General features: G+C 57.6%; 18 protein-coding genes and 1 tRNA gene. 9 read left to right on the top strand and 10 right to left on the bottom strand.

Features of this window, described 5'->3' with window-relative positions; translation table 11 throughout:
- Positions 1-47 precede the first annotated feature (47 nt).
- The 9 genes from FIV08_RS16090 to FIV08_RS16130 all read left to right on the top strand — a co-directional run bounded on the left by FIV08_RS16090 (position 48) and on the right by FIV08_RS16130 (position 9559).
- The gene (locus FIV08_RS16090) at positions 48-959 is read left to right on the top strand and encodes a TPR end-of-group domain-containing protein (RefSeq protein ID WP_152439068.1); all 912 of its coding nucleotides are present in this window, start codon (positions 48-50) and stop codon (positions 957-959) included.
- A gap of 161 nt (positions 960-1120) precedes the next feature.
- Positions 1121-2233, top strand: coding sequence for a branched-chain amino acid ABC transporter substrate-binding protein (locus tag FIV08_RS16095; protein ID WP_152439069.1), 1113 nt, complete (start codon positions 1121-1123; stop codon positions 2231-2233).
- Positions 2234-2392: 159 nt separating this feature from the next.
- Positions 2393-3316 carry a high-affinity branched-chain amino acid ABC transporter permease LivH gene (gene livH / locus FIV08_RS16100; RefSeq protein WP_152439070.1) on the top strand — a complete coding sequence of 308 codons (924 nt, stop codon included), beginning with the start codon at positions 2393-2395 and terminating at the stop codon, positions 3314-3316.
- Complete coding sequence (locus FIV08_RS16105; protein ID WP_152439071.1) at positions 3316-4587, top strand: high-affinity branched-chain amino acid ABC transporter permease LivM; 1272 nt, start codon at positions 3316-3318, stop codon at positions 4585-4587. Before livH ends, FIV08_RS16105 begins: the two co-directional genes overlap by 1 nt.
- A gap of 5 nt (positions 4588-4592) precedes the next feature.
- Positions 4593-5348 (top strand): high-affinity branched-chain amino acid ABC transporter ATP-binding protein LivG, encoded by a 756-nt coding sequence (livG, locus tag FIV08_RS16110; RefSeq protein WP_152439072.1) that lies wholly within the window; start codon positions 4593-4595, stop codon positions 5346-5348.
- 9 nt (positions 5349-5357) lie between these two features.
- On the top strand, positions 5358-6059 hold the full coding sequence (locus tag FIV08_RS16115; protein WP_138435758.1) for an ABC transporter ATP-binding protein: 702 nt from the start codon (positions 5358-5360) through the stop codon (positions 6057-6059).
- A gap of 227 nt (positions 6060-6286) precedes the next feature.
- Positions 6287-6751 carry a DUF3015 domain-containing protein gene (locus FIV08_RS16120; RefSeq protein WP_061330628.1) on the top strand — a complete coding sequence of 155 codons (465 nt, stop codon included), beginning with the start codon at positions 6287-6289 and terminating at the stop codon, positions 6749-6751.
- Positions 6752-6833: 82 nt separating this feature from the next.
- Entirely contained in the window at positions 6834-8699 is a 1866-nt protein-coding gene (locus FIV08_RS16125; RefSeq protein WP_152439073.1) for a DUF4105 domain-containing protein, read from the top strand.
- Complete coding sequence (locus FIV08_RS16130; protein WP_416376896.1) at positions 8669-9559, top strand: alpha/beta hydrolase; 891 nt, start codon at positions 8669-8671, stop codon at positions 9557-9559. The genes FIV08_RS16125 and FIV08_RS16130 overlap by 31 nt, the downstream gene beginning before the upstream one ends.
- A gap of 254 nt (positions 9560-9813) precedes the next feature.
- On the opposite strand, the gene pnp is transcribed toward FIV08_RS16130, so the two are convergent.
- The 10 genes from pnp to tpiA form a co-directional block, all read right to left on the bottom strand.
- Complete coding sequence (pnp, locus tag FIV08_RS16135) at positions 9814-11928, bottom strand: polyribonucleotide nucleotidyltransferase (protein ID WP_228715560.1); 2115 nt, start codon at positions 11926-11928, stop codon at positions 9814-9816.
- 367 nt (positions 11929-12295) lie between these two features.
- Positions 12296-12565 (bottom strand): 30S ribosomal protein S15, encoded by a 270-nt coding sequence (gene rpsO / locus FIV08_RS16140; RefSeq protein ID WP_058092554.1) that lies wholly within the window; start codon positions 12563-12565, stop codon positions 12296-12298.
- 78 nt (positions 12566-12643) lie between these two features.
- Positions 12644-13567, bottom strand: a complete 924-nt coding sequence (gene truB, locus FIV08_RS16145; protein ID WP_152439075.1) for a tRNA pseudouridine(55) synthase TruB — start codon at positions 13565-13567, stop codon at positions 12644-12646.
- Positions 13564-13995 carry a 30S ribosome-binding factor RbfA gene (gene rbfA / locus FIV08_RS16150; RefSeq protein ID WP_061330634.1) on the bottom strand — a complete coding sequence of 144 codons (432 nt, stop codon included), beginning with the start codon at positions 13993-13995 and terminating at the stop codon, positions 13564-13566. The genes truB and rbfA overlap by 4 nt, the downstream gene beginning before the upstream one ends.
- A complete protein-coding gene (gene infB / locus FIV08_RS16155; protein ID WP_152439076.1) occupies positions 13995-16532 on the bottom strand; it encodes a translation initiation factor IF-2 in 2538 nt (845 codons plus the stop codon). Before infB ends, rbfA begins: the two co-directional genes overlap by 1 nt.
- A gap of 20 nt (positions 16533-16552) precedes the next feature.
- Entirely contained in the window at positions 16553-18046 is a 1494-nt protein-coding gene (nusA, locus tag FIV08_RS16160) for a transcription termination factor NusA (RefSeq protein ID WP_152439077.1), read from the bottom strand.
- A gap of 54 nt (positions 18047-18100) precedes the next feature.
- Entirely contained in the window at positions 18101-18562 is a 462-nt protein-coding gene (rimP, locus tag FIV08_RS16165; protein WP_058092549.1) for a ribosome maturation factor RimP, read from the bottom strand.
- A 315-nt stretch (positions 18563-18877) separates the two neighbouring features.
- Positions 18878-18962: transfer RNA gene (locus tag FIV08_RS16170), tRNA-Leu, on the bottom strand.
- An 8-nt stretch (positions 18963-18970) separates the two neighbouring features.
- Complete coding sequence (gene secG, locus FIV08_RS16175) at positions 18971-19348, bottom strand: preprotein translocase subunit SecG (RefSeq protein ID WP_152439078.1); 378 nt, start codon at positions 19346-19348, stop codon at positions 18971-18973.
- A gap of 24 nt (positions 19349-19372) precedes the next feature.
- Complete coding sequence (gene tpiA / locus FIV08_RS16180) at positions 19373-20131, bottom strand: triose-phosphate isomerase (RefSeq protein ID WP_152439079.1); 759 nt, start codon at positions 20129-20131, stop codon at positions 19373-19375.
- Positions 20132-20164 lie beyond the last annotated feature (33 nt).

Here is a 20164-nt window from a genome sequence, read left to right on the forward strand (position 1 = left end):
TGCTATGGTCATCAGCTTGCCACTCACCCAGAAACGGATAACGGTTGATGATCAGGTTTTTCCTCACACTCGTTTTTGCTATCACTTTCGCCGGCGCCTCCATGGCCCAACAGCAACCTGCTGAATCGGCCCAGCAAGTGACGGACGAAGACGTTGAAGAGCGAATCGGTGAATTGGAAAGCCCCCTGTACAATCCATTCGTGGAGCGTTATCTGCTGGATGAGGTGAAAGCGTTGCGGCAGGAGATGCAGAACACCCGGGCCGAGTTAATTGAAAAAGTGGTCGACAAGGAGTTGTCGGTTGCCGACAAAACCATGTCCTATGCCACCGATACCGTCACCTACTTCTTTTACCTGATTGCCGGCGCTACCTCCATTCTGGTGGTGATTGGCTGGAACTCGATCCGCGACATGCGCAACCAGCTCACCAGTCTGGCCGAGAAACGGGTAAATGAACTGGTGGTGGAGTACGAGAAGCGCCTGAAATCCATCGAAGAGCAGCTGCAACAGAAATCCGAGATCATCCACCAGAACCAGGCAGAGATTGAACGCACTAACGAGGTGCACGCGCTCTGGTTGAAGGCAAGCCAGGAGACCTCCCAGCAAAACAAGATCTCCGCCTACGACCAGATTCTGGATCTACGCCCTGATGATGTGGAAGCCCTGAGCTACAAAGCCGACGCCGTTCTGGAAATGCGTGAACCCCTGTGGGCCATCAGCTTGTGCCAACGGGCACTGAAGCTGGCCCCGGATAACGGCCACGCCCATTACCAGCTGGCCTGCGCCTACGCGGAGATTGGCCGCTGGGAAGACGCCGTCAGCACTCTGGAGAAAGCCATCGACATCTCCGAAGCCTACCGGGACGATGCCTCCGTCGACCCCAGTTTCGAGCAGTTACACGATCACGAAAGTTTCAGGAATCTGGTCTTCACTGATCAGGACGACAGCACGGACGCATAACATCGCAGAGAACGGCACAGAGCTTGCTAATTCCACCCTGGAAAGCGACGCTGTGTTCCAGAGCAAGCCCTGGCCCGATCTGCTTGACAAGCAGCTGGCTGTGGTGTTTGTTTAAGTCTCTGAGAACATAACAATAACCCTGATCAAACAGGAACATCACGATGAAAATGTCCGTTAAGAAACTCGCTACCGCTGTAGGCGCTTCTGTTGCCCTGATGGCCGCCGGCCAGGCCGCCGCTGAAATCCGAATTGGTATTGCCGGCCCGATGACCGGCCCCGTTGCCCAGTATGGTGATATGCAGTTTTCTGGCGCCCGCATGGCCATTGAACGCATCAATGCTGCCGGCGGCGTTTTGGGCGAACAACTGGTGGGCGTGGAAGTGGATGACGTGTGCGACCCCAAGCAGGCCGTCACCGTTGCCAACCGCCTGGTCAACCAGGGTGTTCAATACGTGGTGGGTCACCTGTGTTCCAGCTCCACCCAGCCGGCGTCTGATATTTATGAAGACGAAGGCATCCTGATGATTACCCCGGCATCAACCAGCCCGGAAATTACCCAGCGTGGTTATGAGTTGGTATTCCGTACCATCGGCCTGGACAGCATGCAGGGACCGGTCGCCGGTGAGTACATCGTCAGCCAGAACCCGAATAAGGTCGCTGTCATCCACGACAAACAGCAGTATGGTGAGGGCATTGCTACTGCGGTACGAGACACCCTGCGCAATGCCGGTGTGGAAGTGGCCATGTTTGAAGGTATCACCGCCGGTGACAAAGACTTCTCGTCACTGGTTACCAAGATCAAACAGGCCAACGTGGATTTCGTCTACTACGGCGGCTACCACCCGGAGCTTGGTTTGATCCTTCGCCAGGCACGCCAGGCAGACGTGAACGCGAAGTTCATGGGGCCTGAAGGCGTTGGCAACAAAGACATCAACACCATTGCCGGCGAAGCCGCCGAAGGCCTGCTGGTTACCCTGCCGCCCAGCTTTGACGAGAAAGAAGAGAACCAGGATCTGGTAGCCGCCTTCGCTGACAAGGGTGAAGACCCATCCGGCCCATTTGTTCTCACCTCCTATACTGCTGTTCAGCTGGTTGCCGACGGCATCGAACAGGCCGGCACCAAAGATCCGTTTGAAGTGGCCAAGGCCCTGCGCTCCGGCACTTTCGAAACGCCCATCGGTACCGTTCAGTACAACCAGGCGGGCGATATGGAGTCCTTCGAGTTTGTCGTCTACGAATGGCACTCTGACGGCAGCAAGACTCCGGTCAACTGAGCCAACATCGTTTACAGACGGTCATTATGAGAACACCTTCCCGCCGTAACCCGGGGGAAGGTGTTTTTCTGGGCTTCTGCTGACCCGCTTTGCGACCAGGCGACCAACCCGTCAAAGGGACAAGGAGTGCGGGCAGCAGGCATTCGGAGTTCCACACAGATGCATGACCTCCTTTATTTCTCACAGCAGCTCATTAACGGGCTGACGATCGGCAGCACCTATGCCCTGATAGCCATCGGCTATACGATGGTTTACGGCATCATCGGCATGATCAACTTCGCCCATGGTGAGATCTACATGATCGGTGCCTACACCGCGCTGATCGCCATCACTGGCCTCGCCACCCTGGGCATCGCCTGGTTACCACTGGTGCTGATCGTCGCGCTGATCTGCGCCATGATCGTATCCAGCTCCATGGGCTGGGCGGTGGAAAGGGTAGCCTACCGGCCAGTGCGCGGCCGGCACCGGCTGATTCCGCTGATCTCCGCCATCGGCATGTCCATCTTCCTGCAAAACTATGTTCACCTGGCGCAGGGCTCACGCAATGTTGGCTTCCCGGCGCTGATTGATGGCAGTTTCCGTTTTGGTACGGGCGAAGGCTTCCAGCTGTCGATTTCCTACATGCAGATCACCATCTTCATCACCACCCTGGTCTGCATGACCATCCTTTCGCTGTTTATTTCCCGTTCGCGCATCGGCCGCGCCTGCCGGGCCGTATCCCAGGATCTGGGCATGGCCAACCTGCTGGGCATTGATACCAACCGCATCATCTCCGCCACCTTCGTGATCGGCGCCGCACTGGCGGCGGTGGCTGGCTTGCTGTTGGGCATGTACTACGGCTCGGTTGACCCGTTGTTCGGTTTTATCGCCGGCCTGAAAGCCTTTACTGCGGCGGTGCTCGGCGGCATCGGCAGCATTCCCGGCGCCATGCTCGGCGGGCTGATTCTGGGCGTTGCCGAAAGCATGACCTCCGGCTATCTGAGCGGGGAGTATAAAGACGTGGTGTCGTTCAGCCTGCTGATTCTGATTCTGCTGTTCAAACCCACCGGACTGCTGGGCAAACCGGAGGTTGAGAAGATCTGATGGCAGCACACAACTTCAAGCACGCTCTGTTCTGCGCGGTGGTCACCATGGTCATCGCCTTCCCCATCCTGGGCCTTAACCTGGTGGCCCGGGGCACCCGGGTCGGCCTTGAAGGCGCTGATGCCAGCACCATTATTTCGGTGTTCGTAGCCGCCGCCATTGTGTTTTTCTTCCAGCTGTATCGCGACACCATCAGGGGAAATCTCGGCAAACTGCCGGCACTGAACCCACTGGCAGGTCGTGAACCCATGCCCCAGGCCAAGCGGGTAAAACTGGAGTCCTGGGCCCTGACCGGCATCATTGTGCTGGCCCTGTTCTGGCCATTCTTCGTGTCCAGGGGCTCGGTGGATCTGGCGACTCTGGTGCTGATCTACGTCATGCTGGCGCTGGGCTTGAACGTGGTCGTTGGCCTGGCCGGGCTACTCGATCTTGGCTACGTCGCTTTCTACGCCGTGGGTGCCTATACCTTTGCCCTGCTGTCCCAGTACATGGGCATTTCGTTCTGGATGGCCCTGCCCATCGGTGCCCTGCTCGCCGCCCTGTTCGGCCTGGTACTGGGTTTTCCCGTACTGCGATTGCGGGGCGATTACCTGGCCATCGTGACCCTTGGTTTCGGGGAAATTATCCGGATTCTGCTGAATAACTGGACCTCCATCACCGGCGGCCCAAATGGTATCGGTGGCATTCCCGAGCCCACTCTGTTCGGTATGGAATTCGGCCGGCGCGTTAAGGAAGAAGGCAATACCTCGTTCCACGAAACCTTTGGCATTGCCTACAGCGGCGAGCACAAGGTGATTTTCCTGTACCTGATAGCCCTGGTACTGGCGGTGATTACCGCTCTGGTGATTCGCCGCCTGATGCGCATGCCAGTGGGCCGGGCCTGGGAAGCCCTGCGGGAAGATGAAATTGCCGCCCGCTCACTGGGCCTGAGCCGCACCGCGGTGAAGCTTTCAGCGTTCACCATCGGCGCGTTCTTTGCCGGCTTTGCCGGCACCGTGTTTGCCTCCAAGCAGGGCTTTATCAGCCCGGAGTCGTTCGTGTTCCTCGAATCCGCCATCATTCTGGCCATTGTGGTGCTCGGCGGTATGGGCTCGCAGATCGGCGTCATACTCGCCGCCATTGCGGTCACCATACTGCCGGAACTGGCCCGTGAGTTTGCCGACTACCGTATGCTGGTGTTCGGTGCAGCCATGGTGTTGATGATGGTGTGGCGGCCACAGGGCCTGATGCCCATGCGTCGGGTTCACATTGAACTGAAACGGCAGGAGTGACAGATATGCTGGATGTAAAAAATCTGTCCATGCGCTTCGGCGGCCTGCTCGCAGTCGATCAGGTCAGCCTGGATGTGCAGGAACACGAAATCGTTTCCATCATCGGGCCAAACGGTGCCGGCAAAACCACGGTGTTTAACTGCATCAGCGGGTTCTACAAACCCAGTGGTGGCAAGATCCTGTTCGAAGGCAAAGAGGTGCAAGGCAAGCCCGACTACAAAATCTCGCGGCTGGGCATGGTGCGGACCTTTCAGCACGTTCGCCTGTTCAACAAAATGACCGTGGTGGAAAACCTGCTGGTGGCCCAGCACCGGCACCTGAACACCAACCTGCTGTCCGGACTGATTAAAACCCCCAACTACCGATCACGGGAGCAGAAATCCCTGGACCGGGCAGCCTACTGGCTGGAGCGGGTGGGTCTGCTTGATCTTGCCAACCGGGATGCCGGCAATCTGGCCTACGGCCAGCAACGGCGCCTGGAGATTGCCCGCTGCATGGTGACCGAACCCAAGCTGCTGATGCTGGACGAACCGGCCGCCGGCCTGAACCCGGCAGAAACCAAAGACCTCAACCAGCTGATTGTCAGCCTGAAGTCCGACTACAACGTCTCGGTACTGCTGATCGAGCACGACATGAGCCTGGTGATGGACATTTCCGACCGGATTACCGTGATCAACCAGGGCCGTCCCCTGGCTGCAGGCACACCGGGCGAAGTGCGCCAGAACGATGACGTTATCAAAGCTTATCTGGGCGAGGCCTGAGGAAACACCATGCTAGTACTGGAAAACGTGCACACCCACTACGGCAAGATCGAGGCCTTGCACGGGGTATCGGTGGAAGTGAACAAAGGCGAGATTGTCTCGCTGATCGGCGCCAACGGCGCGGGCAAAACCACGCTGTTGATGACCGTTTGCGGCAACCCCCAGGCCAGCGCCGGGCGGGTGATCCTGGAAGGCCGGGATATTACCAATGAAGCCACCTCCAATATCATGCGCTCCGGTATCGCTATCGTGCCTGAGGGCCGGAGGGTCTTCTCCGGGCTGACCGTGGAAGAGAACCTGGCCATGGGTGGGTTCTTCAACACCAAGGCCGAGATCCGTAAAAGCCAGGATCACGTGTACGAGCTGTTCCCCCGCCTGAAGGAGCGGGAACACCAGCGGGCCGGCACGATGTCTGGCGGCGAGCAACAAATGCTCGCCATCGGCCGGGCACTGATGAGCAAACCCCGGATGATCATCCTGGACGAGCCTTCACTGGGTCTGGCGCCGATTATCATCAAACAGATCTTCGAGATCATCGGCCACCTTCGGGAGGAAGGCATCACCGTGTTCCTGGTAGAGCAGAACGCCCACCAGGCCCTGAACCTGGCCGACCGGGGTTATGTGCTGGAAACCGGGCGCATTCGGCTGCACGATACCGGCAAGAACCTGTTGGCCAATCCGGAGGTGCGGGAGGCGTATCTGGGTGGATAACATCATTACTTGTCGCCAATGGCGACAGGATAAATGGCGATGGAAGTCAATAACTCTTTGATCCATCTCTTGGAATCCTTCCCTAATACGAGTTTTGATCTATACTCAACCCAACGGTCACACCAATCACCGGTAACCATATCGGGGCCGTTAGCTTGCAGCCGATTCAGGACTTACAGGTTGCAGGGTATGCGACGAAAGCAAAAAACCACATAAAGGAGTGGATAATGAAAAAACTGATCGCAGGTGCAATTCTTCTTGGTGCTTCCTCCATGGCATTCGCTCAGCCTGGCTGTGGCGTAGGCGCCATGATCTGGAAAGGACAGTCCGGCGTTGCGCCGCACGTGCTGGCCGCCACCACCAACGGAACCTTCGGTAACCAGACTTTCGGTATGACTACCGGTACCCTCGGCTGCCAGACTAACCAGTCTGTTCAGTCCATGGCCATGTACATGGACAGCAACATCGACAAGGTTGCCCGTGACATGTCCCGTGGCTCCGGTGAAAACCTGGAAACCCTGGCGGTACTGCTGGGTGTAGACGCGGCTGACCGTGAGGCCTTCCGCAAAGTGCTGCAAGACAACTTCGCCAGCATTTTCCCGAACTCTGACACCACCTCGGGTGAAGCGGTAGATGCTATCGTTTCCCTGCTTGAGCAGAACGAGTCTCTGAGCAAGTACGTGGCTGCGTAATAACGCATTCCCAAAGGATTGACGCGGCGCCACGGATGGCGCCCTCCTGCACCCAATCGCAATCCGGACTCTGATCTCCCCTATGGGTAACATCTTGCGCTCCCGGCAGGCCGCTCTGTGGCTTGCATGCTCACTCTCGGCCCAGGCCGCCTTCGCCGTTGCATCCGATGAACTTCACCAGCACCCGGTATGGCTGACCCTTGGCCATTACCAGCCTGACCGATTTGGCGCCGGCTACACCAGTCAGGCGGACGACTCTGCGTTTTTTCTGAGCGAGAACGGCAAAACCTCACCCAGGGAAGAACTGGAAGCAACGCTTGCCGCTATTCAGGAGCCAGGTGAAGGTAACGATCACGCCCGATGCCGCTTTCCGGCCCGGGATGCCTGGCTTCGGGAACAGCTCGACCTGCCCGCTGATCCTGTCGTTTGCCCCGCTTATGACGAGTGGGCGGCCGAACTGAACACCGAGAAGGTCACACTGGTGTTCGCCGCCTCGTATCTGAACAGCCCATCGTCCATGTTCGGCCACACCTTCCTTCGACTGGACCCACCCCAGGAGGATGAAGAAGCCGACCTTCTGCTGGCCAATACTATTTCTTACGCGGCGGACGCAGCTGAACACGACAGCGAGCTGCTATTTGCCTATCGGGGAATTTTCGGCGGCTATCCCGGAATTACGTCCATCCGGCCCTATTACGAGATGATCCGGCTTTATAACGACATCGAACACCGGGACTTATGGGAATACACCCTGAACCTGACCCAGCCGGAAGTAGACACCATGCTGGCCCACACCTGGGAGATTCAGGACAAAAACTTCGATTACTACTTCTTTGACGAGAACTGCGCCTATCGCTTGCTGGCACTGATTGATGCCGCCCGCCCGGGCACCAACCTGCTGGATGAAGTAAGCACTCACGCAATCCCCTCCGACACGGTACGCTGGGTTCGGGATGCAGACCTTGTCGAGAGCATTCATTACCGGCCTTCGGCCGCCACAGCTGTTAGCCACAGCCTCGATACCCTGCCCCGTGACCATCAAACCCTGGCCGCAGCCATCGCCAATGGTTACGTGCAGGTGAATGGCCCTGAGATGCAACAGCTCTCGACACAGGAAAGAGCCTGGGTACTGGACGCCACCTACGATTACGTGCGCTATCAAAGCGAAGCCCGTGGCTGGCCAAGGGAATTTTCCGCCCCCCTGTCGCATCAGCTACTGATTTCACGCAGCCAGATAGACGACGCGCAGGAGATACCTCCTGTCCCGGAGCCTTTGGTTCGCGACGACCAGGGCCACGACACTTTTCGGGTAAGCCTCGGCAGTGGCCAACTGGACCACGCCGAATTCACCCAGCTCACCCTGCGCCCCGCCTACCATGACGTACTGGACCCGCCGGAGGGTTACCGCTCCGGCGCCCAGTTACAGTTCCTGCGGCTGGACGCCCGGCTCTACCACGACAATGACGAACTGCAGGTGGAACAGATTGTGGGTGTGGAGATCCGATCCCTGAGCCCTCGCAACCAGTTCTTCTCTCCCATTTCCTGGCAGGTAGGCTTCGGCGGGCGGCGCACAGACACCGGCACACAGCGAGTGCTCACGCCCTACCTGGAGGGCGGTGCCGGTGGGAGCTGGAGCCTGAACTACAACACCCAGGCCTTCGCCGTCGCCACCGCTGACCTGGAAATCGACGATGACATCCGCCGCGGCTACGACTTCGCCCCGGGCGCTGACCTGGGCCTGCTGCACCAGAACAACCGGTTCAGCCTTCTGGCCGGCGCCAAAACCAAGGCCTGGATCATCAGCAGCCAACACCGGCAGGACCAGCTGTACCTCAAAGGCAATCTGCATATCGGCCGGGAATTCAGCCTGTTTGCCGAATTCACCCGGGAAGACCACTTCAACAGGTACCAAAGCACATGGCAGGCTGGCATTCACGCGTATTTCTGATGAACTTCAGGCTGAGCAAACGTCCAACACAACTCATCCTGCTGGTCTTTATCGCCCTGCTGCAAACCGGCTGCAGCAGCGTGTTCTTCTACCCGGACAAGGTAACCTACATCACCCCGGACCGCCTGAACCTGGAGTATGAAGACATCTACCTGGATACCGCCGATGGAGAAACCCTCCACGGCTGGTGGCTGCCCGCCCTCACAGAAGAACCCGCCAAAGGCACGGTCTATTACCTGCATGGCAACGCCCAGAACGTCAGCGCCCACATCCTCAACGTCGCCTGGCTGCCGGAGCAAGGCTACAACGTATTTGCCATAGACTACCGGGGCTACGGCCAATCCACCGGCGCGCCAGACATAGAAGGCGCCCTGCACGACACCGAAACCGGCCTGCGCTGGCTTGCCAAGCGGCACCCCGACAAAGACCACCCCCTGTTCCTCCTCGGCCAAAGCCTCGGCGGCGGCCTCGGCATCGCCCTGGCCAGTGAATGGGTACAGCGCAGCGAACAACCCCAACTCAGCGGCGTGATCCTAGACGGCACCTTCTCCGGCTTCCGCCTGATCGCCCGTGAAAAACTCGGAGAATTCTGGCTCACCTGGCCACTCCAGATCCCCCTGAGCTGGAGCATCACCGACGACTACGAAGGTGTAGACCGCATCGCCAATATCGCCCCGGTCCCCGTCAAAATCATCCACAGCGCCCGTGACGGCATTATCCCGTTTCACCACGGCATGCGACTGTATGAAGCCGCAGAACAGCCCAAAGACTTCCTGAGGACCGACACACCCCATGGCGCGACGTTTGTTCTTCCGGCGTATCGGGAGGCGGTACTGGAGTTCATGGAAGGGACGTTTTAGCCACTCTATCCGGGGGTGAACGCCAATAGAAAGCACACTAAGAATGCTGCAGAATGCTTGGCGCGGAGGTTGGGGGAAGTCCTTTCCAAAAGTCTTGAGGGCCAAGGATGGCCCGAACGAAGCGCACATGGATGTGCTCGTAGCGTCTTTTGGAAAGGACTTCCCCCAACCTCTGCACGGCACCCAAACCAAAGCGCCCAGAAACGAGAAAACCCGCCATAAGGCGGGTTTTCTCACTACTGACTAACTGAAAATCAGTCAGCGAAGTCAGTCGGCTGCTCGCCTTCCTTAACTTCCTTCATGGACAGCTTAACGCGACCACGGTTGTCCACATCCAGCACCTTCACCAGAACTTCCTGACCTTCGCTCAGCTCGTCAGTCACGTTCTCGATACGGCGCTCGGAGATCTGGGAAATGTGCACCAGACCATCCTTGCCAGGCAGGATGTTAACGAAGGCACCGAAGTCCACAATGCGCTCAACGCGGCCCTTGTAGATAGCACCCACTTCGATCTCGGCAGTGATTTCCTTCACGCGATTCACGGCGGCTTGTGCAGCTGCTGCGTTGTCGGCGTAGATCTTCACGTTGCCGTCGTCGTCCAGGTCAATAGATGCACCGGTTTCGTCACAGATAGAACGGATCACAGAACCGCCCTTACCGATAACGTCACGGATCTTGTCCGGATGGATCTTGATGGTGGTGATGCTCGGTGCACGCTCAGACAGTTCGGCACGTGGCGTGGAGATCACCTTGTTCATCTCGTCCAGGATGTGCAGACGCGCAGCGTGGGCCTGCTCCAGGGCAATTTCCATGATCTCGTCGGTGATGCCCTGGATCTTGATATCCATCTGCAGGGCGGTAACGCCCTCTTTGGTACCGGCAACCTTGAAGTCCATGTCGCCCAGGTGATCTTCGTCACCCAGGATGTCGGTCAGAACGGCGAACTTGTCACCTTCCTTGACCAGACCCATGGCGATACCAGCCACCGGAGCCTTGATCGGCACACCGGCGTCCATCAGTGCCAGGGAAGAACCGCACACGGAAGCCATGGAACTGGAACCGTTGGATTCGGTGATCTCGGAAACCGCACGAATGGCATACGGGAACTCTTCCAGAGTCGGCATAACCGCCAGAACGCCGCGCTTGGCCAGACGACCATGACCCACTTCACGACGGCCCGGAGTACCAACGCGGCCGGCTTCACCTACGGAATACGGAGGGAAGTTGTAGTGGAACAGGAACGGATCTTTGCGCTCCCCTTCCAGAGCATCGATGATCTGCACATCACGGGTGGTACCCAGAGTGGCGGTTACGATGGCCTGGGTTTCACCACGGGTGAACAGGGCAGAACCGTGAACAGACGGCAGAATGCCAACTTCCACTTCGATCGGGCGCACAGTCTTGTTGTCACGGCCATCAATACGCGGCTTGCCATCGATAACCTGCTGACGCACCACAGACTTCTCAACCTTGCCGAAATACTTCTTCACCAGTTCTTCAGAAGGCTGGCCTTCTTCTTCACCGGCCAGTTTTTCGACGGCGGCAGCCTTGATCTCGCCCAGACGCTCGTAGCGAGCCATCTTGTCGCGCACGGCGTAGGCTTCTTCGATGGCACCACCGAACTCGGATTTGATGGCATTCAGAAGCTCGGTGTTTTCGGCTTCAGGCTGCCATTCCCAGCGCGGCTTGCCGTGTTCAGCGGCAAATTCCTTGATGGCGGTGATGGCCGCCTGCATTTCCTGATGACCAAACAGTACGCCGCCCAGCATCTGGTCTTCGGTCAGGCCTTTGGCCTCGGACTCAACCATCAGTACGGCGTCTTCGGTACCGGCAACCACCATGTCCAGATCAGAGCTGGCCAGCTCTTCAAAGGTGGGGTTCAGGAAGTAGCCTTTATCGTTGGTGAAACCAACACGGGCAGCACCGATAGGACCATCGAACGGAATACCGGAGATCGCCAGCGCAGCAGACGCCGCCAGCATGGCCGCGATGTCAGGATCGTGGTTCTTGCTGGCAGACATGACGGTACAGATCACCTGTACTTCGTTCATGTAGCCATTGGGGAACAGCGGGCGGATCGGACGGTCGATCAGGCGGGAAGTCAGCGTCTCTTTCTCGGACGGACGGCCTTCGCGCTTGAAGAAACCACCGGGGATTTTGCCGGCCGCGTAAGTCTTCTCGAAGTAGTTAACGGTCAGCGGGAAAAACGGCTGACCCGGCTTGGCTTCTTTGGCGCCAACAACGGTACCCAGAACAGCGGTATCGCCGGTAGACACGAGAACGGAACCGGTTGCCTGACGGGCAACACGACCCGTTTCCAGGGTGAAGGTTTCGCCACCCATTTCAAACGTTTTCTTACGTGGTTGCAGATCCACAATAAACTCCTGCTCTTTTCAACGGTTAATACCTGACCGGGTGACACTCACCCTCGCCAGGTTTTCTTTACCACCGCAGCAGTCTGATCTGTGAACCGAAAGGCAACCCGTCTGAAAGCTAACAGGCTGTTGCAAAACCCCGGTTTCGTTTGCAGCCAGTATTTGCTGCACCCGGGCTTTTCAACAACCTGCTATCAATATCGGCTTTCCATTAGACAGAGAAAATCCTTCGGTTTCACTGACAAATCAACTGCAGCATAAACACCGTCTGGCATCCCCTGAGCGGGTACACACAGACAGTGGGAGAGAAGCGCGGCTGACCCGGGCAACCCCGGGCCAGCCTTCAGGTCGCTAAACCGGATTAGCGACGCAGACCCAAGCGCTGGATGAGTTCCAGGTAACGGTCAGCGTTTTTACGCTTGAGGTAGTCCAGCAGCTTACGACGCTGGTTTACCATCCGGATCAGGCCGCGGCGGGAATGGTGATCCTGCTTGTTGGCCTTGAAGTGATCCTGCAGCTTGTTGATGTTGGCGCTCAGCAGTGCAACCTGAACTTCAGGAGAACCGGTATCGCCTTCAACTTGCTGAAAATCCTTAACGATCTGAGCTTTCTCATTGGCAGACAGTGCCATATTACACCTCATAGGTTGCGATGCTGTTAAATCCGGCCGAACCGCGCATCTCTACAGCCCGGCTAATCAGCGGCGGTGTTACCCGCCGCTGTTCTTTACCAGACGGCGTGGCACCAGCTTGGTGTCATCGCCCTCCGGCATAGCTTCTGCCAATCCCACGAAGTTACGATCGCCGTAAACACGCACGAAGCCTTCAAGGGACTGACCCGGTATTCTAACCGGTTGTCCGTTCAATATCGATACCAGTGCCGAGCCTGACAGCCGGTGCTCGGGAAACATCGTCAGCGCGCTTTCCGGCGGCAGCAGCAAGCCGTCGAGGCTCTCACCGCGCTCGCGCATGGCTTCCAGGTCTTTGACATCGTGAGCATTTTCCAGCGTGTAGCCAGAGGCCAGGGTACGCCGCAGGGCACTGACATGGGCACCGCACCCAAGTACCGCACCAATATCTTCAACCAGTGAGCGTATATACGTACCCTTTGTACAGGTCACCGCCAGGTCAAGCTCCTGCTCGCGAACCGCCAACAGGGTCAACTCATAGATCGTAACAGGGCGCGCCGGGCGCTCGATCTCAATGCCTTCACGGGCATACTCGTAAAGTGGCCGGCCTTTGTGCTTCAGCGCGGAATACATCGACGGTACCTGCTGGATATCGCCCCGAAACTGCTCCAGTACCGCTTCCACCTGAGCTTCAGTCAACGCTGGCACCGGCTTTTCTTCAACCACTGCGCCTTCGCTATCACCGGTTTCTGTCCGTATGCCCAACCGAGCGGTAGTGACATAAGCCTTGTCACTGTCGAGCATGGTCTGGGAAAACTTGGTTGCTTCGCCAAAACACAGGGGCAAAACACCAGTAGCAAGCGGATCAAGCGCACCTGTGTGGCCCGCCTTTGCGGCGCCATACAGGCGTTTTACCTGCTGAAGAATCCCGTTGGAGGTGACACCCTGGGGCTTGTCGATCACCAGGATGCCATTTACGTCACGGCCTTTACGTCTTCGGCTCAAGCATCACGCTCCGGATTATCTGAAACCGGATCGTCGTTATCATCGCGAGGAACAGCAGGCTGATCCCCCACGGCTTCGCGAATCAGACGGTCCATCTTGCGACTCTGGTTAAGCAGGCTGTCGAAGTGAAAACGCAGGTGGGGTACCACCCGCAGCTTCATCGCCCGCCCGACCTGGCCTCGCAGGAACCCCGAGGCCTTGTTGAGCACCGCCAGGGAATCCTGAACTTCCGGAGATTGCTCGGTAAGCTCTTCGGTCGACAACAGGGAAACGTAAATATCGGCATAGCCCAGATCGCGGCTGACCTTGACGGCATTCACCGTAACCATACCAACGCGAGGGTCTTTGACCTCGCGCTGGATGAGTTGGGCCAGTTCACGCTGCATCTGATCGCCGATACGATCTATGCGACTGTATTCCCGTGCCATCAGGCCCCCGTTGATTCGAGCTGACGCTCAACGCGAACGCGATCGAACACCTCGATCTGATCGCCCACTTTCACGTCGTAGCCTTTAACACCGATACCACACTCCATACCGTTGCGGACTTCCGGTACGTCATCCTTGAAGCGACGCAGGGATTCCAGCTCGCCCTCGAAGATAACCACGTTGTCACGCAGTACGCGGATCGGCTTGTTACGGTATACGGTACCCTCGGTCACCATGCAGCCGGCCACCTGGCCAAACTTCGGTGAACGGAACACGTCACGCACATCGGCGATACCCACGATGTCTTCCCGGAATTCGGGCTTGAGCATACCAGTCAGGGCCGACTTAACATCATCAATCAGGTTATAGATGATGCTGTAGTAGCGCAGATCCAGACCTTCCTGCTCAACCAGGCGCTTGGAAGCGGTATCCGCACGCACGTTGAAACCGAAGATAACGGCGTTGGTAGCCATGGCCAGGCTCACGTCTGTCTCGGCAATCCCGCCGACACCAGATGAGACAATCTTGACCTGAACTTCCTCGTTACCCAGGTCCTGCAGGGCCTTGGTGATGGCCTCCAGGGAACCACGAACGTCGGTCTTGAGAACAACGTTAAGGGTTTTGACTTCGTCTTTACCCATGTTCTCAAACATATTCTCCAGCTTGGCGGCCTGCTGGCGCTGCAGGCGCTGCTCGCGCTCGCGGGTCTGGCGGAATTCGGCCAGTTCTTTGGCTTTCTTCTCATCAGCCACGGCGAAGAACTCATCGCCAGCGTCCGGCGTGCCGTTCAGGCCAAGAATCTCGACCGGAATGGACGGGCCCGCTTCCTTGACCTGCTTGCCGGCTTCGTCGGTCATCGCCCGAACCTTGCCGTAGAATGAGCCGGCCACCACCATGTCACCCTGGCGCAGAGTGCCGTTCTGAACCAGAACGGTCGCAACAGAACCACGGCCACGCTCCAGGCTGGACTCAACAACCACACCACGGGCGGGGGCATCCGGTGACGCTTCAAGTTCCAGAATCTCGGCCTGCAGCAGGACGGCTTCCAGCAGATCATCAATACCAAGACCGGTATGGGCCGACACAGGCACAAACTGCACGTCGCCGCCCCAGTCTTCCGGAATCACATCCAGAGCAGACAGTTCGTTTTTGATGCGGTCCGGGTCGGCTTCTTCCTTGTCCATCTTGTTGATGGCGACCACCAGCGGCACACCGGCAGAGCGTGCATGCTGAACCGCTTCCTTGGTTTGCGGCATAACACCGTCATCCGCAGCCACAACCAGGATAACGATATCCGTGCACTGGGCACCGCGCGCACGCATGGCGGTAAACGCTGCGTGGCCCGGGGTGTCCAGGAACGACACCATGCCGTGATCGGTTTCTACGTGGTAGGCGCCGATGTGCTGGGTAATACCACCGGACTCACCCGCGGCCACCTTGGTGCGCCGAATGTAGTCCAGCAGGGATGTCTTACCGTGGTCAACGTGACCCATTACGCTCACAACCGGGGCGCGCTTGATCTTTTCCTTGCCTTCATGCTGCACGGTAATCTCGCTCAGCACTTCTTCTTCAAAGGCATCTTCACTGACCGCTTTGGGCTTGTGGCCCAGCTCTTCGGTTACCAGAACGGCGGTTTCCTGATCCAGTGCCTGGTTGATGGTGGCCATAACGCCCATTCCCATCAGGGTTTTAATGACATCAGCGGCTTTGACAGCCATGCGCTGGGCAAGATCACCGACGGTGATGGTTTCCGGAATCTGTACTTCTCTAACCATTGGCTTTGTGGGCCTCTCGAAAGCATGACGCTTTTCTTTCGGTTTCTTTTTAGCCCGCAGCTGCTTGCGAGGAACGGTTTCTTCCTCGTCTTCAGAAATCACCAGAGGTTCTTCAACCGGACGGCTGCGAGGGCCGCGATGGCCAGCCTGCTTCTTCTTCGGCTTGCCTTCTTCGATATCGTCGCCGCGCTCGCGTACCTTTTCTTTCTTTTTCTTTGGCTTGCGATCCCGACCTTCGTCTTCAGGCGGAGGCATGGGAATGTCCTCCGGCGCTGTTTCCAGTTCGGGTTCGGACTTTTCTTCCTGAACAGGCTCAGCCGCTGCCGGCTCTGATGGAGCGGCGGTTTCTGCTGGCTGCTCCTGCTGCTCTGCAGCCACTTTTGGTGCTTCATCGACCACCGGGGATTCAGCCACAGGCTGTTCCGCTACCTCTTCCGGCTTCGGTGCTTCAACCTCTGGTTCCGGCTGCAGTTCCGCACGCTTGATATAGGTGCGGCGCTTGCGCACTTCCACGTTCACGGTCTTGGCCTTGCCGGCCTTGAGCGTGGTGGTGGTTTTACGCTTCAGGGTGATCTTGTTCGGCTCTGCCTGAGCTTCACCGTGGGTCTTTCTCAGATAGGTCAGCAACTGCTGCTTCTCATCACTGGTGACAGCGTCGTTCTCACTGCGGGCTTTCAGGCCCGCTTCCACGATCTGCTTCAGCAAACGATCCACGGGAGCGCCTACATCTGCGGCCAGTTGTTTTACCGTTACATCAGCCATACTGGTCCTCCTCTCCCGAATCAGGCCTGGTCTTCAAACCAGGGGGCACGCGCGGTCATGATCAGCTGACCAGCACGCTCTTCATCCATACCTTCAATTTCGAGCAGTTCGTCAATTGACTGCTCAGCCAGATCTTCCATCGTACGCACGCCCATACCAGCGAGTTTGAACGCCAGTGAACGGTCCATGCCTTCCATGTTGAGAAGATCTTCGGCGGGCTCTGCGCCCTCCAGGGCTTCTTCACTCGCCAGCGCCTGGTTCAACAGGACGTCTTTGGCACGACGGCGCAGCTCTGTGACGGTTTCCTCGTCAAAGCCATCGATGGCCAGCATTTCTTCCATCGGCACGTACGCCACTTCCTCAATCGAGGTAAAGCCTTCGTCGATCAGGACACCGGCAAATTCCTCGTCAACGTCCAGGTGCGCGGTAAAGTGCTCAACCAGGCGAGAGTATTCCTGCTCCTGGCGCTCGCCGGCTTCTTCCTCGGTCATTACGTTCAAAGTCCAGCCGGTCAGCTCAGTGGCCAGACGAACGTTCTGGCCGTTACGGCCGATGGCCTGGGCCAGATTGTCTTCGGCGACGGCAACGTCCATGGTGTGGCGGTCTTCATCCATCACGATGGAGGCAACCTCGGCCGGCGCCATGGCGTTGATGACCAACTGGGCCGGGTTGTCGTCCCACAGCACAATATCAACACGCTCGCCGCCCAGTTCGTTGGACACAGCCTGGACCCGGGAGCCCCGCATGCCCACGCAGGCACCCACGGGATCAATACGGCGATCGTTGGTCTTCACGGCAATCTTGGCACGGGAGCCGGGATCACGGGCTGCACCACGGATCTCAATCAGGTCTTCAGCAATCTCCGGCACTTCAATGCGGAACAGCTCAATCAGCATCTGCGCGTCGGTACGGCTCAGGATCAGCTGCGGGCCCCGATGATCGGTGCGAATCTCCAGCAACAGGGAACGCACGCGGTCGCCCATGCGGAAGGTTTCCCGGGGAATCAGATGCTCACGGGGCAGAAGTGCTTCGGCATTGCCACCCAGATCCACAATAACGTTGTCCCGTGTCACCTTCTTGACCGTTCCGGAAACCAGCTCGCCAACGCGGTCGCGGTAGCTGTCGACGATCTTCATGCGCTCAGCTTCGCGAACCTTCTGGAAAATAATCTGCTTGGCTGCCTGGGCACCGATACGTCCAAAGGCGACTGATTCCACTTTCTCTTCGTGGATGTCACCCGGCTTCAGATCTGGACTGATTTCTTCGGCTTCCTGGAAGGTAAGCTCTGTACCCAGCGCTGGAACGGCGTCGTTGTCTACCACCAACCAGCGGCGGAAGGTCTCGTACTCTCCGGTGCGGCGGTCAATGGCAACCCGGATGTCCGCTTCTTCATCTTCATAACGCTTCTTGGCAGCGGTCGCGAGCGCCAGCTCGATCGCCTCGAAAATCACGTCTTTCTCGACACCTTTCTCGTTCGAGACGGATTCTACTACCAGCAAGATCTCTTTACTCATTGGATTGCCCTGCCCTCAATATAATCGATGCATCCACAGTCTTGTTCGAATGGGTCATTCAAAAACCGGTACGATGTTGGCCTTTTCAATACTGTCAAAAGGCAACAGGTATTCGTGGTCATCAACAACCACGATGACTTCATCGCCCTCTATACCTTTGATCAGGCCTGTAAATTTGCGCCGGCCTTCAAACGCCATGCGCAGCTTGATCTGAACCTGATGGCCAACGAATTCCTGATACTGCTCGAGACGAAACAGCGGCCGGTCCATACCCGGCGACGACACCTCAAGGGTGTATTCACTCTGGATGGGGTCTTCCACATCCATCACGCCGCTTATCTGACGGCTGACTTTCTCGCAGTCTTCAATGCTGATGCCATTTTCCGCATCATCAATAAACACCCGAAGCATGGACTGATAGCCCCGGGAACGATATTCGATACCCCAGAATTCATACCCGAGCCCTTCCACTACCGGGCGCAGAATGTCTTCCAGTTGTTTAAGCTTGGCTGACAAGTGTCGCCGCCTCCGTATTCAGATTTTCGGACTACAAAAACAAAAAAAGGGCTGTTGATCAGCCCTTTTTATGCACCAGGGCCCTTTGCGCCAGGCCCCTTAATCAAAAAGCCCCTATGAATGGGGCCTTTTGTTGCAAGAATTCGCAGAAAGCTAACCCAACTCTGCCCTCTGCCGACAGACACCTGGCCTGCCTGGACACCACAACGCCGTTGCAAGGTCCAATATCCGCCGGAGTATAGAGACGCCGCGCAGACTGGTCAAGGACTGACCAAAAAAAACGGCCTGGAACTTCCAAGCCGTCTTACTCAAATATGGTGCCCGGGGCCGGACTCGAACCGGCACAGCTTTCGCTACCACCCCCTCAAGATGGCGTGTCTACCAGTTTCACCACCCGGGCATCATTCTTTACTCGAGGTCAGGGAGCTGAGACTCCCCACCCTCGCTTTCGCCACCTGCAGATTCTTCGATACCAGGCGCAGCTTCAGCCGGCGCCTGACGGGATTCCTGAACTGTCGGAATACCGGCCTCACCTGCCACTTCAGCACGCTGCTTGGCGAAGATTGCCAGCGAAAAACTCGTCACAAAAAACACAACCGCCATAAACGTGGTCAGACGGGTCAGAAAGCTACCACTGCCCTGACTACCGAACACGGTCTGGGACGCACCGCCACCGAAAGCAGCACCGGCATCTGCACCCTTACCCTGCTGGATAAGGACCAGACCCACCAGAGCCACGGCGATCACGACGTGAACAACGACTACCAGTGTTTCCATCCAATCCATACAGACTCTCGTAAACGTTTTGGCTTACGCACCCACCGGAAACGCACGGCAGATACTTACAAAATCTTCAGCCTTAAGGGAAGCACCACCTATAAGACCGCCATCAATATCGGGCTCTGCAAACAGAGCGGCCGCATTATCCGCTTTTACACTGCCGCCGTAAAGTACTGAAATCGTCTCAGACGGCGCACCCATCTCTGCAAGCACCCGGCGAATATCCGCGTGCATGGCCTGGGCATCTTCTGCAGTCGCCGTCTTTCCAGTGCCTATCGCCCATACCGGCTCGTAGGCAACCACAATTTTCGACCACTGGTCACCAGCCACCGACGCCAGACCTTGCTGAACCTGGCTGGCCACTACCTGCTCAGCCGAACCGGCCTCGCGTTCTTCCAGAGTCTCACCGACGCAAAGTACCGCCGTCAGCCCGGATGCCAGAACACGCTCGATCTTCCTGGCAACCACTTCGTCGGACTCACCAAACAACTGGCGACGCTCGGAATGACCAACCAGAGCGTACTGACACCCCAGATCTTTCGCCATATCAGAGGACACTTCACCAGTGTAGGCACCTGACTGCCACTGACTGACGTTCTGCACGCCAGCAACCAATTCAGAGCCACAAAGCGCAACCACAGAGTCAACATAAAGGGCAGGAGGTATGACAACCACCTCTACCCTGGCATCAAGACTGGCAACCTGCTCGCGGACCTGACCGACCAGCTGCTGCACCAGGTCTTTCGACCCGTTCATCTTCCAGTTTCCAGCTACGATCTTGCGACGCATACCAAATCTCAATCGTCCCGACCTGAGGGAGGG

Source organism: Marinobacter sp. THAF197a (assembly GCF_009363275.1).
GTDB lineage: Bacteria > Pseudomonadota > Gammaproteobacteria > Pseudomonadales > Oleiphilaceae > Marinobacter.